General features: G+C 71.8%; 11 protein-coding genes and 1 pseudogene. 9 read left to right on the top strand and 3 right to left on the bottom strand.

Annotated features, from left to right (window positions below; genetic code table 11):
* Positions 1-53 precede the first annotated feature (53 nt).
* The 6 genes and pseudogenes from OG974_RS06515 to OG974_RS06490 all read left to right on the top strand — a co-directional run.
* The gene (locus tag OG974_RS06515) at positions 54-743 is read left to right on the top strand and encodes a DedA family protein (protein WP_327281675.1); all 690 of its coding nucleotides are present in this window, start codon (positions 54-56) and stop codon (positions 741-743) included.
* Between the two features lie 49 nt (positions 744-792).
* Positions 793-1,512: a phosphatase PAP2 family protein gene (locus OG974_RS06510; RefSeq protein ID WP_327281674.1), complete on the top strand. Its 720-nt coding sequence runs from the start codon at positions 793-795 to the stop codon at positions 1,510-1,512.
* A 76-nt stretch (positions 1,513-1,588) separates the two neighbouring features.
* Positions 1,589-2,914, top strand: coding sequence for an iron uptake transporter deferrochelatase/peroxidase subunit (gene efeB, locus OG974_RS06505; RefSeq protein WP_371645746.1), 1,326 nt, complete (start codon positions 1,589-1,591; stop codon positions 2,912-2,914).
* Between the two features lie 23 nt (positions 2,915-2,937).
* A complete protein-coding gene (efeU, locus tag OG974_RS06500) occupies positions 2,938-3,780 on the top strand; it encodes an iron uptake transporter permease EfeU (protein ID WP_327281672.1) in 843 nt (280 codons plus the stop codon).
* 58 nt (positions 3,781-3,838) lie between these two features.
* Entirely contained in the window at positions 3,839-5,059 is a 1,221-nt protein-coding gene (locus OG974_RS06495) for a GDSL-type esterase/lipase family protein (protein WP_371645743.1), read from the top strand.
* A gap of 6 nt (positions 5,060-5,065) precedes the next feature.
* Positions 5,066-5,398 (top strand): annotated as a pseudogene (locus OG974_RS06490) (sensor histidine kinase); the annotation flags it as partial.
* Between the two features lie 56 nt (positions 5,399-5,454).
* On the opposite strand, the gene OG974_RS06485 reads toward OG974_RS06490, so the two are convergent.
* From OG974_RS06485 to OG974_RS06475, 3 genes are all read right to left on the bottom strand, one after another.
* The gene (locus tag OG974_RS06485) at positions 5,455-7,731 is read right to left on the bottom strand and encodes an immune inhibitor A domain-containing protein (RefSeq protein WP_327281670.1); all 2,277 of its coding nucleotides are present in this window, start codon (positions 7,729-7,731) and stop codon (positions 5,455-5,457) included.
* 185 nt (positions 7,732-7,916) lie between these two features.
* The gene (locus OG974_RS06480; protein WP_327281669.1) at positions 7,917-9,779 is read right to left on the bottom strand and encodes a M1 family aminopeptidase; all 1,863 of its coding nucleotides are present in this window, start codon (positions 9,777-9,779) and stop codon (positions 7,917-7,919) included.
* A 222-nt stretch (positions 9,780-10,001) separates the two neighbouring features.
* Positions 10,002-12,026 carry an NAD-binding lipoprotein gene (locus OG974_RS06475; RefSeq protein ID WP_371645741.1) on the bottom strand — a complete coding sequence of 675 codons (2,025 nt, stop codon included), beginning with the start codon at positions 12,024-12,026 and terminating at the stop codon, positions 10,002-10,004.
* Between the two features lie 248 nt (positions 12,027-12,274).
* On the opposite strand from OG974_RS06475, the gene OG974_RS06470 reads away from it, so the two are divergent.
* From OG974_RS06470 to OG974_RS06460, 3 genes are all read left to right on the top strand, one after another.
* Positions 12,275-12,844 (top strand): PadR family transcriptional regulator, encoded by a 570-nt coding sequence (locus OG974_RS06470; RefSeq protein WP_327281667.1) that lies wholly within the window; start codon positions 12,275-12,277, stop codon positions 12,842-12,844.
* Between the two features lie 70 nt (positions 12,845-12,914).
* On the top strand, positions 12,915-14,636 hold the full coding sequence (locus OG974_RS06465; protein WP_327281666.1) for an acyl-CoA dehydrogenase family protein: 1,722 nt from the start codon (positions 12,915-12,917) through the stop codon (positions 14,634-14,636).
* 121 nt (positions 14,637-14,757) lie between these two features.
* On the top strand, positions 14,758-14,934 hold the full coding sequence (locus tag OG974_RS06460; RefSeq protein WP_371645739.1) for a hypothetical protein: 177 nt from the start codon (positions 14,758-14,760) through the stop codon (positions 14,932-14,934).
* Positions 14,935-14,943: the final 9 nt, after the last annotated feature.

Raw genomic sequence — 14,943 nt, 5'->3', positions numbered from 1 at the left:
CCGGTCGGGTGTCGCCCTGGACTCTCGTCCCCTCACGTACGGGAGTTGTCGCCGTGGCCCCATTCCCCCTCCTCCTCGCGGCGGCGGTACCGGGCCCCGGCCCGCAGGCCGTCGACCTACTGGACGCCGGATCCCTGCTCGCGGCCTTCGGGGCGCTGGGCATCGCCGTCGTCATGTTCGCCGAGACCGGCCTGCTGATCGGCTTCTTCCTGCCCGGCGACTCTCTCCTCTTCACCGCCGGACTGTTCTGCGTACCGGGCGCGCACGGCCCGGTCCACCTCTCGCTGCCCCTCGTGCTCGGCTCGGCGGCGGCCGGAGCCCTGCTCGGGGCGCAGGTCGGGTACCTCATCGGGCGGCGCGGCGGGCGGGCCCTACTGGCCCGCAGCGGCAGCCGCAAACTCCACGAGGGCGCCGAGCGGGCCGAAGAGTTCCTCGACCGCTACGGGCACGCCAAGGCCATCGTCCTCGCCCGGTTCGTCCCCATCGTGCGCACCGTACTGAACCCGCTGGCCGGAGCCCTCGGCGTACCCGCCCGCGTCTTCGCCCTGTGGCAGGTCGTCGGCGGTCTCGTGTGGACCGTGGGCCTCGTGCTCGCCGGCTACGCGCTCGGCTCCTCGGTGCCCGACGTCGACCGCTACCTGCTGCCGATCGTCGCCCTCGTCGTCTTGGTCTCCCTCACCCCCGTGGCCGTCGAAATGATCCGCCGCAGGGGCGGCCGCACGTCGAACGAGGGCCCGCGTTGAGGCGGCTCGCGGCGGCCTCCCCCGTACGACGGCGGGGCGCGGGGTCATCGTGGCTGCGGACCGCTCCTTGATGCGGACCGGCAACGGACCGTCACCCACTCGCCGGGCCCTGGCCGCAGCGTCGTGCGCTGCACTGTTCGCGCTGCTGACCGCCCTGATCCTGGCGCGGCACGGCGCCCCGTACGCCTTCGACGAGGCCTGGCACCGGTGGTCGCTGCGCCGCCGATCCCCGGTCCCGGTGGCCCTCGCACGCGGCATCACGGCCACCGGAAGCGGTCCCGTCCCGTACGTGTGCGCCGTCGCCGCCGGGCTCATCGCGGGCCGGGGTCCGCGCGGCCGGATGCTCGCGGCCGCTGGGGCGCTGGGCTTCCTGCTGCTCGTCCAGGGCGTGCGGTACTCCGTCATGTACGGCGTGGCGCGGCCGCGCCCGCCGGTCGCCGACTGGGCCGCGCCGGCCTCCGGGTTCGCCTTCCCGTCCGGGCACGCCACCACCTCGGCGCTGGTGGCCGGGCTGCTGGCCTGGGCCGCATGGCGTAGGGCGGCCCCGGCCGCGGCCCGGCTCTGCGGGGCCCTCGTCGCATGTTGGGCCGTTGCCGTCGGGCTGAGCCGGATCTACCTCGGTGTGCACTGGCCCACCGATGTCCTCGGTGGCTGGCTCTACGCGCTGACCTGGCTGACCGCCGCAACGGCGGTGCTCGCGGTTTTGGGGGGCGGCGGCCGATCGCGTCCGGGTGGGACGGATCGCCCGCCATCGTCTACAGTTCCGTAGACGGAAGGGTAGCCTTGCCTTACCAGGGCCTGTCGCGGCCTTGCCGCCCAGACCTGAAGCAGGCGGGAGAGCGGTGATGTCCGAAGCGGACCCGGAGAGCGGCCACAACGGCCACGGCCACGGCCACGGCCACGGCCACGGCCACGGCCACGGCGCGGCCCCGGACGTGCCGGCCGGCGGGACCTCGCGCCGCGCGCTGCTCGGCTGGGGCGGTGCCGGGCTCGCGCTCGGCGCCGCCGCGGCCGGCGGTGCGGTGGCGGTCTTCCGGGGCGATGCCGCCCCCGGCGACCCCACTGCGAGCGGTACGGCCGTGCCGTTCCACGGCGAGCACCAGGCCGGGATCGCGAGTCCCGTCCAGGACCGCCTGCACTTCGCGGCCTTCGACGTGACGACGAAGGACCGTGCGGAGCTGGTCGGGCTGCTGAAGGAGTGGACCGGGGCCGCCCGGCTGATGGCCGAAGGCCGGCCCGTCGGCGGGGGCGCCGTCGGCGGCCTCCCCGAAGCCCCGCCGGACGACACGGGCGAAGCCCTCGGCCTCGAACCCTCCCGCCTCACCCTCACCATCGGCTTCGGTCCGAGCCTCTTCGCCCCGGACCGCTTCGGGCTGGAGGGCAGGCGCCCGGACGCCCTCGTGGACCTGGAGCGGTTCCCCGGCGACAACCTGGACCCGGTCAGGAGCGGCGGCGACCTGTGCGTCCAAGCTTGCGCGGACGACCCGCAGATCGCCGTGCACGCCGTCCGCAACCTCGCCCGGATCGGCTTCGGCCGGACCGCCGTGCGCTGGTCCCAGCTCGGCTTCGGCAAGACCTCCTCCACCACCCCCGACGCGCAGACCCCGCGGAACATGATGGGTTTCAAGGACGGCACGCGGAACATCTCCGGCACCGACGACCAGGCCCTCGACGCGCACGTGTGGGTCGGCGCCGGGGACGGCGCCGACTGGCTGACAGGCGGCTCCTACCTCGTCGCCCGCCGCATCCGGATGCGCATCGAGACCTGGGACCGGACCTCCCTCCTGGAGCAGGAGGACATCATCGGCCGCGACAAGGGCGAAGGCGCCCCCGCCGGCAGGTCCAAGGAGCGCGACGAGCCGTTCCTGAAGGCCATGAAGGCGGACGCGCACGTGCGCCTCGCCCACCCCGACAGCAACGCCGGCGCCACCATCCTGCGCCGCGGCTACTCCTTCACGGACGGAACCGACGGCCTCGGCCGGCTCGACGCCGGGCTGTTCTTCCTCGCCTACCAGCGCGACATCCGCAAGGGCTTCGTCCCCCTCCAGCGCAACCTGGCCGCGCACGACTCGCTCAACGAGTACGTCCAGCACGTGGGTTCGGCCGTATTCGCCGTCCCGCCGGGCGTCCGCGACCAGGACGACTGGTGGGGCCGGTCCTTGTTCACCTGACCCACCGGAAGGGATCCGACGCCGTGTTCGGCAACTACCTGATCGGTCTGCGCGAAGGACTCGAAGCGAGCCTCGTCGTCTGCATCCTGGTCGCCTACCTGGTCAAGACCGGCCGACAGGACAAGCTGGTGCCCGTGTGGTCCGGTGTCGCGCTGGCCGTCGTCCTGTCGCTGGGCTTCGGCGCCGCCCTCCAGTTCGGCTCCTCCACCCTCACCTTCCAGGCCCAGGAGGCCCTCGGCGGCATCCTGTCCGTCCTGTCGGTGGGCCTCGTGACGTGGATGGTGTTCTGGATGCGGCGTACCGCCCGCCAGCTGAAGAGCGAACTGCAGGGCCGGCTGGACGCCGCCCTCGCGGTGGGCACCGGCGCCCTGGTCCTGACCGCGTTCGTCGCGGTCGGCCGGGAGGGACTGGAGACTTCGCTGTTCATCTGGACGGCGGTCCAGGCCACCGGTGACGGCATCCGACCCCTCATCGGCGCGCTGCTCGGACTCCTGACCGCGGTGGTGCTGGGCTGGCTGTTCTACCGCGGCGCCCTGAAGATCAACCTGGCCCGGTTCTTCACCTGGACCGGCGCCATGCTGATCGTCGTGGCGGCCGGCGTCCTCGCGTACGGCTTCCACGACCTCCAGGAGGCCGGCATCCTTCCGGGCCTGCACACCCTCGCCTTCGACATCAGCACCACCGTCCCCGCCGACAGCTGGTACGGGACCCTCCTCAAGGGCGTGTTCAACTTCCAGCCCGACCCGACGGCGCTCCAGACGATCGTGTGGTGCCTCTACCTCCTCCCGACGCTGGCCCTCTTCCTCGCGCCGCAGCGCCGAACCGCCGAGGCCGACGATCCGGCCCGCTCCACCCCGACCGGCTGAAGCCGCTGCCCCCGGAAAGTGATGTGCGGATCCGGCGTCCGGTTGACAGTCTGGGGTCATGAACGACCCGCATGCCTCCGTACCCGGCCCCGCCGACCGGACCACCACGACCGTCACCACCCCCCTCACCGCGGACCTCCTGCGCGGCGCGCTCGACCTGGAGCGCACGGAGCACGGTGTGCTCCCGCACCGGCTGCCGGCGTGGGCCCGCGCGCAGTACGCGGACGGGCAGCTGGCGATGGCGCAGGGCCAGCCCTCCGGCGTACGACTGGTGTTCCGGAGCACGGCCACCACCATCGAACTGGACACGCTCCGCACCAAGATGGCGTACGTGGGCGCTCCGCCCCGTCCCGACGGCGTGTACGACCTCCTCGTCGACGGCCGCCTCGCCGGTCAGGCCTCGGTGACCGGTGGCAACGTCCGCGAGGTCGACATGACCACCGGGGCCGTCGATACCCGGCCCGGCCCCATCGGCACCGTCCGGTTCGAGGGGCTGCCCGCCCGCCCGAAGGACGTCGAGATCTGGCTGCCGTACAACGAGATCACCGAGCTCGTCTCCCTGCGCACCGACGCCCCCGTCGAGTCCGCACCGCAGGGGAGCCGCAGGGTGTGGCTGCACCACGGCAGCTCGGTCAGCCACGGCTCGGACGCCGCCGGCCCCTCCAGGACCTGGCCGGCGCTGGCCGCCTCCCTCGGCGGTGTGGACCTGATCAACATGGGCTTCGGCGGTAGCGCCCTGCTCGACCCGTTCACCGCCCGGGCCATGCGCGACACCCCGGCCGACCTGGTCAGCGTCAAGTTCGGCATCAACCTCGTGAACACCGACCTGATGCGCCTGCGCGCCTTCACCCCGGCTGTGCACGGTTTCCTCGACACCCTGCGGGAGGGGCATCCCACCGCCCCCCTGCTGGTCGTCTCGTCCGTCCTGTGCCCCATCCACGAGGACACCCCCGGCCCCAGCGTCCCGGACTTCAGCAACCTGAGCGCCGGGAAGCTCCAGTTCCGTGCCGCGGGCGACCCCGCGGAGCGCGCCGCGGGGAAGTTGACGCTGGGCGTCATCCGCGACGAGCTGTCCCGCATCGTGAAGCAGCGCGCGGCCGAGGACCCCCACCTGTACTACCTCGACGGCCGCGAACTCTACGGCGAGGCGGACTTCACCGAGCTACCGCTCCCCGACCAGCTCCACCCGGACGCCGCCACCCACCGCCGCATCGGCGACCGGTTCGCCGCACTGGCCTTCGGCGAAGGCGGCCCCTTCGCCCCAGCCTGCGCCCGCTGAAAGCCGCTGCTGCGGATGGTGACGAACCTCGTCCAGAACGCCGTCGTCCACAACCTCCCCTCCGGCGGCACCGTGACGGTCCACACCGAAGCGCAGCAGGACGGGTGCGTGCTGCGGGTCGGGAACACGGGCCGTCCCGTGCCACCGGAACCGGTACCGACCCGCACCGAACCCTTCCGGCGCGGAACGGAACGCGTACGCACCGACGAGCACGCCGGCGTCGGCCTCGGCCTCGCCATCGTGCACGGCATCGTGCGCGCCCACGACGGGACCCTCGACCTCGTCCCCCGCCCCGCCGGCGGTCTCCTCGTCACCGTTCGACTTCCCTGCACGCCGTAGGAAGGCGCGGTTGCGGTCCCCTCGGCGCCCGTCGCGCCGAGAGGACCGGCCGGGGGTCAGGGGGAGGGGGTGACCTGGACCGTGGTCAGGGCCCCTCCGGAGGCCTCCTTCACCACCGTGATCCGGGTCCCGGTGTCCGGGACCTTCACGCCCACCTGGGGCAGGTCCGCGTTCCAGTAGCCGCCCTTGTGGTCGTCGAAGACCGGGACCCCGGGCCGCGCCGGGACCAGCACCGGCACGCCGGCCTTGTGCAGCACGATCTCGTCGCTCGGGCGCGTGGAGAACGTCGCGTCGAAGGTCTGCGCACGCGCGTTGACCAGCGTGCCGTCGGCGTTGCGCAGCGGCTCCGGCCGCGCGTCGACGGGCAGCAACAGGCCCGCGCCCGGATGCGCCTTGGTGGTGTTGTCGCTGTACGCCGTGTCCCAGAGCCAGATGAGCACCCCCTGCTGGTACGGGTAGAACTCCACCGTGTCGTTGCCCGAACCGAAGTTGTACGGCCCGGTCTTGAGGTAGCTCCCGTAGCCGGTGTAGCGCCGGTTCTCCACCAGGTAGGCACGCGGGTGCTCCGCGCTGCCCGTCCGGCCCTCCGTGCGCGACCAGCGTTGCGCCGTCCAGCCGTTGGCACCCGACTCGGCGCCGTCGCGCAGCAGCTCGCGCCCGTCCGCAGTGACCCGTACGTCGTCGAAGGTGACGCCCTTGCCGTGCGTGTTGCCGTCCGAGGTGACGCGCAGCCGCAGTTGAATGCTGCGCCCCGCCAACCCGTCCAGTGGAACGCCGAGTTCGGCCCAGCCGCCGGACGTGCCGGAGATTCCCTTCGGTGGGATCGCGGCTCCGCCGACCGTGCCCGGTAGGGCGGACCAGGTGGTGCCGCCGTCCGTGGAGGCCTCGACGGTCAGGAAGTCGAAGTCCTGCTCGACGTCGTACCAGACGCGGGCGTCCAGCCGGGCCGACGCCGCCCCGGTCAGGTCGACCGTCCGGGTCAGGGTGTTGTCCATGAAGTCGCCGGTGCCGCTCCACCACTGGCTGCCGCCCTCGTACGGGTCGGTCAGATCGGTGCGGGTCAGCGAGGGTGGCAGGTGCACCAACAGGGCTTGTGGGTCCTCGGTGTTGTAGCCGGAGACCCCGAGTACGGCGCGCGTCTTGCGCCCCGCGTCGGCCTCCGTGTACTCCAGCCAGCCCAGTTGCAGCTTGCTCCACGGGTCGAGGTCGCCGGGGAAGTCGCCGGTGGTGTTGCGCCCCTTGCCGAGGTAGGAGGCCGTGGACATCAGCGACCAGAAGTTGACGGCGTTGTCGCCGTCGGAGCTGTACAGGTCCGGCAGCCCGAGGTCGTGCCCGAACTCGTGGGCGAACAGGCCGACTCCGCTGTTCTCGCCACCGGTCAGGTAGTCGCCGGCCCAGATCCCGGAGTCGCCGACCGGGGTGCCGCCCGCCTTGTTGTCCCCGGGACCGGCGCTGCCCGCCTGGTCCCAATACGCGAACCAGCGGTGCGCCCACACGGCGTCCTTGCCCTGGTCGCCACCGCCCCACGTCTGGTCCTTGCCCGCGTGGACGATGACGAGGTGGTCGAGGTAGCCGTCCGGTTCGTCGAAGTTGCCGTCGTGGTCGGCGTCGTAGCGGTCCCAGACGTCGTACTCGGCCAGCTGGGCCTTGATCTCCTCCGGGGTGCGGCCCTTGGCGCGCTCGGTGTGGTACCAGGCGTTGGTGGCGTCTCGTACGAGGTCCCAGTTGGTGCGGCACTGGCCGGGCTCGGAGCAGTTGTCCGTCCCGTAGCGAGCCTCGTTCCACGGCAGCCGTACCCAGTCGCTGACCTGGCCGTCCATGTCGTAGCGGCCGGAGGACTGCAACCGGTAGTAGTTGCGGAGCGTGACGGCGCCGGGATCGGTGCCGAAGAACTGCTGCTGGTAGTAGGCCTGGCCGAAGTCCTTGCGCCACAGGGTGTGGTTGTCGCTCTTCGCGGGCTTGGCGATGGTGTCGTGGCGGGGGCCGGGGGTGCCGCCGAAGCGCGGCTTGCCCTCGTACTCCGTGGTGGTGTCCACCTGGTCGCCGAACTCGGCCAGGATCACGAAGACCTTGTCCTTGCGTTCCTGTGCGAGTTCGACGTACCGCTTGCCGACCGCGGCGCGGCGCGGGAGCGTTCCGTCCGCCTCGGCCTGCGTGGTGCCGGCGGCGACGCCTTCGAGGGCCTGCCGGCGCAGGCTCTGGCGCTGGACCTCCAGCGGCGCGGGCGGCGGGGCGGGGGACAGCTCGGGGGCCTGCCGCGCGACGGGGGGCGGCGGTTCGGGCGCGGCGAGCGCGGGGGTGGCGAGGAGGGCGAGGGATATCGCCGCTACCACCGCGGGGAGTCTGCGCAACGTGACGGACCTTTCGGGGAGTTGGGTCGGAGCGCAGGTAATATTTCACATGTCACAGGTGACGGCTAGGGTGCGGTAGGCGTGCAATTCCGGCCCCGGACATGGGTTCGCCGCGGTGGACGCGGGGAGGCGTCCACCGCGGCGAAGCGGTGCGGGGCGGAGTCGGGTCAGCCGTCGATGCGGTGCTGCGTCCAGAACGAGCTCAGGTCCGTGGTCGTGGCGGCCTGGGCGGCCGCCTTGAACTCGGCGGTCGTGGAGACGCCGTACCAGTGCGAAGTGGCGTAGTCCTTCAGGAGCTTGGCCATGGCCGTGTCCCCGAGGGTGCGCCGCAGGTCGTGCAGGGCGCACTTGCCGTAGCCGTAGACGACGGTGGAGTAACGGGACGAGTGGGCGTCCCAGTAGCCCATGGAGTTGGTGATCTTCTCGGCGGTCGAGGCCCACGAGACGCTGTTCCAGCAGTTCGCGCCGGTCTTGTTCAGGGCCAGGTCGGTGGCGTAGTCGGTGAAGGCCTCGTCGAGCCAGGGGCTCGCGTACTCGTCGTCGCCGACGATGCCGTACCACCACTGGTGGCCGATCTCGTGGGTGAGGGCGGTGGTGCTGACCAGGTCGAGGACGAACCCGGGGTATTCCATCCCGCCGAACCAGTAGTTGTTGTCGATCACGGCGTCGAGTTCGCCGTACGGGTAGGCGCCGAACCGGCCCGAGTGGGCGTCCACGGCGGACTTGGCGGTGGTGAGCATCGACTGCGCGTCGGCCGAACTGATGCCGGAGACGGAGTAGATGTTGATCGGGGTGCCGGCCGCGGAGGTGCCGGAGATCTTGCTGAACGGGCCTGCCGCCCAGGCGAAGTCGCGGACCTTGGTGGCGGTGGCCGTGGTGACCGTGCGCCCGCTGGTGCCGGGGGTGTCGACCGAGGCGCCGGTGGCCGGGACGAGCAGGCTGCTCGGGTGGTCGAGGGTCACGCGGAAGTCGGAGGCCAGCGAATAGAAGGACTCGCCGTTGTTGGTGTACGGGTCGAGGTGCCAGCCCGCCCCGTCCCGGACCGCGAGGACGGGCAGGGCGTTGCCGAGCATGCTGAAGGCGCCGTCATAGCCGAAGCGGTCGGCGCCGCTGGGCACGGTGATCCCCAGGTCGAAGCCGATCGTGGCGCTCTGGCCCTGCGTCAGCGGTGTCGGCAGGTCGATCTTCAGGGCGGTGCAGCCGACGGACAGGGCGCCCGCGGTGCCGCCCGTGACGTTGGAAACCGTGATCGGCATGGCGGAGCAGGTGCCGTGGTAGTTGTCCCACAGCCGCAGGTAGACCTCGGTGAGCGCGGTCGGCGAGGCGTTGGTGAAGGTCGCGCTCTCGTGGCCGGTCCAGCCGGTGCCACTCGTGTTGCTGCTGAGATTGACGGTGTACGAGGGGGAGGCCGGGGTGCGGGTGGAGTCCCCGGGCGGCGTGGTGCCGCCGGAGGTGTCGAGCGCGACGTCGTCGACGACGAAGCTCGTCTGGAGGCTGGAGTCCTCGGTACCGGTGAAGGCGACGGCGACCGTCTGGCCGGCGAAGGCCGACACGTCGAACGACTTCTGTACGTAGCCGGTGTTCTTGTCGAGGTTCGAGTAGGTGGCCAGCGTCGTGGTGCCGATCTTGGCCGTCAGTTTGTCGTACTTGGTCGAGCTGGTCGTCTCGGCGGTGTCGATGTGCAGCCAGAAGGTGAGGGTGGCGGTGGAACATCCGGACGGGATCGCGACGCTCTGGGAGAGCGTGTCGGTGTGCGTGCGGCCGACACCGTTCAGCCAGGCGAAGGTGGTGCCGCCGTGGGCGGCCTGGCCGGCGCGGCTGGTGATGAGGCCGGTCTGCGACTGGGTCCAGGGCGAAGTGCCGCTCTCGAAGCCACCGTTGGTGACCACCTGGGCCGGGGCGCAGGCGGCGGTCGACGTCGGCGCCTTGAGCGGTGCGGCGGCGGCCGGGGTGACGGACAGTGCGGCGGCGGCCAGCGCTGCGAGGGTGAAGGTGCTCGCTGCGAGGGCCTTGTGGGGGGTCGCTCTCACACGTAACTCCTTTGAGGCGGCCGGGATTCCCGGCCTGCTCGGTGGCCGCCCGGTCGGCTCGGGTGCGCCGGTGGGCAGCCGCGGACTGTGCGCATCGTCTGCACGATCGCTTGGTGAGATCTGTCGTGCGGCGTCCCCCTGGGTCAGGGCGACGACTGCCGGAAGAGCCTGGCAGATTTGACTTGGGCATGCCATCAGGGGTGGGTAAAGTGTTCGTCTCCGTCAGGGACCGCCGGTCGCCTTGATGTCGTCGCGGCTGCGGCCGCCGGGAAAGGGCCCGGGCAGGGCCTCGGACAGGGGAGTGGCGCAAGGGGCGGCCGGGGCCGCCGGTTCCCGGGCCAGCACGATCACCGAGTCCTGCGCGCCGAACCGTACGCGGTCCCGCTTGTCCGGATTGACGCGCACCCCGTACGAAGGGCTGTGCAGGGCCTTCTCGTGCAGCCGGTACCCCAGGACGCAATGCCCCTGCCGGCGACCGGACTCCACGACCGTGGCGAAGGTGACCTCGCGGCCGGGCAGGACGTAGTGCGTCGCGGGCTTCAGGTGGAGCGAGTCGCCGTCGGCCGAGAACAGGCGGTCGAAGACCTCGGCGAGGTGGGGGTTCTCCGCGATCTGCGTCATCAGCAGGCTGATGAGCCGGCCGCCGACGATGAAGTCGCCCCCCTCCCGGGCCGGCGCGAGCAGCCGGTTGCGGTCGTCGGCCATCTCGATCACGACGGCCAGCTCCCGGCCCGAAGCCTTCTCCAGGGCGCGCAGGTGGAGCAGGGTCACCAGGGTCCGGTCGTCACCGGTGAGCGCACCGGGGGCGCCGCCGTCCGCGTCGTCGTAGCCGAGGACGACGGCCCGGTCGAAGGACGCCACGTCCAGATCGGCGAGCGCCCGCGGGTCGGTGATGTCCCCGTCGTGCACCGTGATCCGCATCCGGCCCGCGCGCGATCGCGCGCAGCGTGCGGCGTCCCGGAGCGCCTCCTCGCCGTTCGTCATGATCACCAGCTCGGACCCCTCGGGTACGCACGGATCCAGCTGCTCGATGATGCGCGGAGCACGGTGGTTCCAGCCGAGCACGAGGAAGCGCTCGGCCGGCGGCGCGCACGGCCCGGGTACCGCGATCGCCTCCTCGTCCACGGGCAGCGGCCCGTCCGCCAGGACGGCGGTGTCGTCGTCCTCCGTGACCAGGACGATCCGGTCGTCCGCCCCCAGCACCCTGTCCGCCGCAGGGTTGAGTTCGACGTCGCCGGCGCTGCCCAGGATGCCGACGACGCAAGACGTGGCGTACGCGAGGAGCAGCCGGCCGAAGGCGTACCCCGTGAGCTCGGGCTCGTGGACCGTGTAGAACTCGTCCCCCTCGAAGTCCAGGAGTTCTTGGTGGACGAGGGACAGACCGGGCTGGCGCGAGGTCCGGGCGATGAGCCGGGCGGTGACGTCCTCGATGTTCAGCACCCGGCCCCGCGGTCCGGCGGCGAGTTGCGCCGCCCGGTGGTGGCGGCCGTCGCGGACCGCGGCGACGACTCCGGGGAGGCCCCGCCCCCGTACGGCAGCCTCCAGGGCGAGCAGGGTCTTCACCACGTGGGCGTCCCCGTCCTCGCCTGCGTGGGTGAGGACGAGGACGGCGCGCGCCGTCTCGGGGCGGACGAGCGCGACCAGCGCCGGGTCCGTGGTCACCCCGCTGCGGCAGATCAGCCGGGTCCGGCCCAGCCGGCCGACGGCGAGGGCGATCTCGTCCTCCATCTCCGCCTTGTCCTTCGGGCCGAGGACGGCGACGACCGCCCGACGCTGGTTGGAGTTGGCGACGACCAGTTCGGAGACGATCGGGAAGACCTGCTCGGACCAACCCAGTAGAACGGTGTGCCGCTCCTCCAGCACGGTGGACCGGCCGCGCCGCAGGGCCAGGACCTTGTCGTTGAGGCCGGTGGTGATCAGGCTGACGAGCGTGGAGACGAACAGCAGTGCCACGAGGGCCAGCAGTACCGAGAACAGCACGTAGAGCGGGCTGCCCACCGCACCGCCGATCTTCAGGGTCTGTCCGACGCTGACCCAGACGGCCACGAGCCGCTCCGACCGCGTGGTGGGCGCTCGACGGTCCGCCCAGACCAGCGCCACGCTCGCCGGGACCACGACGGCCAGGCAGACCAGGGTCAGCCAGCCGATGAGCACCGGTGTCCCGCGGGCGACGACGGTGTCGAACCAGTACCGCACGCGCGGCAGGGCGGTCCTGCGGGGTTCATCCGTCGTCCTGCGACCTGTCAACCGGGGTTCCTCTGGCAGCTGTCGGGCCGGGCCGGCACGACGGTGCCCGACCGGCACCAGTGGGTTGGTGCACGAGCCACGCTAGGGCGTCGGGACCGGACGGAGGGTGGCAGAAGCCCCGAGTCCGCTCATCGCGTGACAACTCGGACCCGCTTTCGGGTGCTGATGCCGGCGGCTGCGGGGTGAGCCGCGTCTCAACCGGGCGCTGCGGCTTGTCTATGCAACGAGTTGCATAGAAGGATCGGGGTATGGCGCTCGAACATGCGATCCTCGTCTCGCTCCTGGAGAAGCCGGGTTCAGGCTATGAGCTCGCCCGGCGCTTCGACCGCTCCATCGGCTACTTCTGGACCGCCACGCACCAGCAGATCTACCGCGTCCTCAAGCGCATGGAGAGCGAGGGCATGCTCGCCGTCCGCGAGGTGGCGCAGCAGGGCCGGCCGGACAAGAAGGAGTACTCCGTCGCCGACCCGGGCCGCGCCGCCCTCTCCCGGTGGCTGCACGAGCCGATCGAACCCGAGAGCCTGCGCCACGACCTCGCCGTCAAGATCCGCGGCGCGGCCTTCGACGACCCGGCCGCACTGGTCCGTGAGGTCGAACGGCACCGCCGGGTGCACAGCGACCGACTCGCCCACTATCTCGCCGGAGAGCTGCGCGACTTCACCGGGCCCGAGGCCCCCGCACCGCTCGACGCGGGGCAGGAGCTGCAACACGTCGTGCTCCGCGGGGGCATCGCGTACGAACGGATGACGGTCGCCTGGCTCGACGACGTACTCGCCACCGTCCAACGGCTCGGCGCGCCGCCCCGCCCGGTCGCCTGAGCCGCTCCCCCCACCAGCGCCGCTACCAGCACCTTCACCCCTCGACCCCGACCCCGGAAGGCGAACCCCCATGGCCGACTCCCTGCTGTTCAACCCGAGCACCTACGATCCGCAGCACTTCGACCCCGAGACCCGCAGGCTGCTGCGCGCCACCGTCGACTGGTTCGAGGAGCGCGGCAAGCGCCGGCTGATCGAGGACTACCGCACCCGCGCCTGGCTGGGCGACTTCATCGCCTTCTCCGCCAAGGAAGGCCTGTTTGCCACCTTCCTCACCCCGGCCCCCGCCGCTGACGGGCACCCGGACAAGCGGTGGGACACCGCCCGGATCGCCGCCCTCAACGAGATCTTCGGGTTCTACGGCCTCGACTACTGGTACGCGTGGCAGGTGACCATCCTCGGTCTCGGGCCCGTGTGGCAGAGCGAGAACACCGATGCCCACGCCCGCGCCGCCGAACTCCTCTCACAGGGCGAGGTGTTCGCGTTCGGCCTGTCGGAGAAGACGCACGGCGCCGACATCTACTCCACCGACATGCTGCTGGAGTCCGACGGCAACGGCGGCTTCCGGGCCACCGGTTCCAAGTACTACATCGGCAACGGCAACGCGGCCGGCCTCGTCTCCGTGTTCGGTCGCCGCACCGACATCGAAGGCCCGGACGGGTACGTCTTCTTCGCCGCCGACAGCCGCCACCCGGCTTACCACCTGGTGAAGAACGTCGTCGACTCCTCGAAGTACGTCAGCGAGTTCCGCCTGGAGGACTACCCGGTCGGCGCCGAAGACGTCCTGCACACGGGCCGTGCCGCCTTCGACGCCGCACTGAACACCGTCAACGTCGGCAAGTTCAACCTCTGCACCGCCTCGATCGGCATCTGCGAACACGCGATGTACGAGGCCGTCACCCACGCCCACAACCGCGTCCTCTACGGCCGCCCCGTCACCGCCTTCCCGCACGTGCGCCGCGAGCTGGCCGACGCGTACGTACGCCTCGTCGGGATGAAGCTGTTCAGCGACCGTGCCGTCGACTACTTCCGCTCCGCCGGCCCCGACGACCGCCGCTACCTGCTCTTCAACCCGATGACGAAGATGAAGGTGACCACGGAGGGCGAGAAGGTCATCGACCTGATGTGGGACGTCATCGCCGCCAAGGGCTTCGAGAAGGACAACTACTTCGCCCAAGCCGCCGTCGAGATCCGCGGGCTGCCCAAGCTGGAGGGCACGGTCCACGTCAACCTCGCGCTGATCCTCAAGTTCATGCGCAACCACCTGCTGGACCCGGTCGAGTACCCGGCCGTCCCGACCCGCCTCGACGCGGCCGACGACGACTTCCTCTTCCGCCAGGGCCCCGCCCGCGGCCTCGGTTCCGTCCGCTTCCACGACTGGCGCCCCGCCTTCGACGCGTACGCCGCCGTGCCCAACGTCGCCCGCTTCCGCGAACAGGCCGACGCGCTGTGCGAGTTCGTCACCACCGCAGCCCCCGACGAGGAGCAGAGCCGTGACCTGGACCTGCTGCTCGCCGTCGGCCAGCTCTTCGCGCTCGTCGTCCACGGCCAGCTGATCCTGGAGCAGGCGCGGCTGACCGGCCTCGACGAGGACGTCCTGGACGAGCTGTTCGCCGTCCTCGTACGGGACTTCTCCGCGCACGCCGTCGAGCTGCACGGAAAGGACTCCGCCACCGAGGAGCAGCAGCGCTGGGCGCTCGGCGCGGTGCGCCGTCCCGTCGTGGACGAAGCCCGCTCGGCCCGGGTCTGGGACCGGGTCGAGGCGCTGTCCGGGGCGTACGAGATGGCGCCGTAACGGCGCCGCGACAACCACCCCGGCCCACCACCACCGCGGCGCCCGCGCGGTGGTGGCGGGCTGCCGCCTCCAGGTGGCGGACCCGGGCCCGGGATCCCCTTCGTGCGCGTAGCGTGGTCGCATGACTACGATGCCGACCGGTGCGAGCGGACCCAAGGTGCCGCCTTCCTACCCGCCGAGGACGCCCCCGCCGCAGAAGAAGCCCGTGGAAGCCCCGCGTCCGCGGCCCGCCGCGAAGCCGGTGGCCCGTACGTCCCCGCCCGGAGCCCTGGTACGGGGGCGCGCCGCGGCCTCGTAGGGTGGCGGC

This window comes from Streptomyces sp. NBC_00597 (assembly GCF_041431095.1).
Lineage (GTDB): Bacteria > Actinomycetota > Actinomycetes > Streptomycetales > Streptomycetaceae > Streptomyces.
Note: the sequence above shows the minus strand (reverse complement) of the source record. Positions and strands in the feature narration are given on the sequence as shown.

Bases quoted from the DNA above. Each gene is read 5' to 3' on its own strand.
- efeB (WP_371645746.1), top strand. From the start codon at position 1,589: ATGTCCGAAGCGGACCCGGAGAGCGGCCACAACGGCCACGGCCACGGC.
- OG974_RS06495 (WP_371645743.1), top strand. From the start codon at position 3,839: ATGAACGACCCGCATGCCTCCGTACCCGGCCCCGCCGACCGGACCACC.
- OG974_RS06470 (WP_327281667.1), top strand. From the start codon at position 12,275: ATGGCGCTCGAACATGCGATCCTCGTCTCGCTCCTGGAGAAGCCGGGT.
- OG974_RS06465 (WP_327281666.1), top strand. From the start codon at position 12,915: ATGGCCGACTCCCTGCTGTTCAACCCGAGCACCTACGATCCGCAGCAC.
- OG974_RS06460 (WP_371645739.1), top strand. From the start codon at position 14,758: ATGACTACGATGCCGACCGGTGCGAGCGGACCCAAGGTGCCGCCTTCC.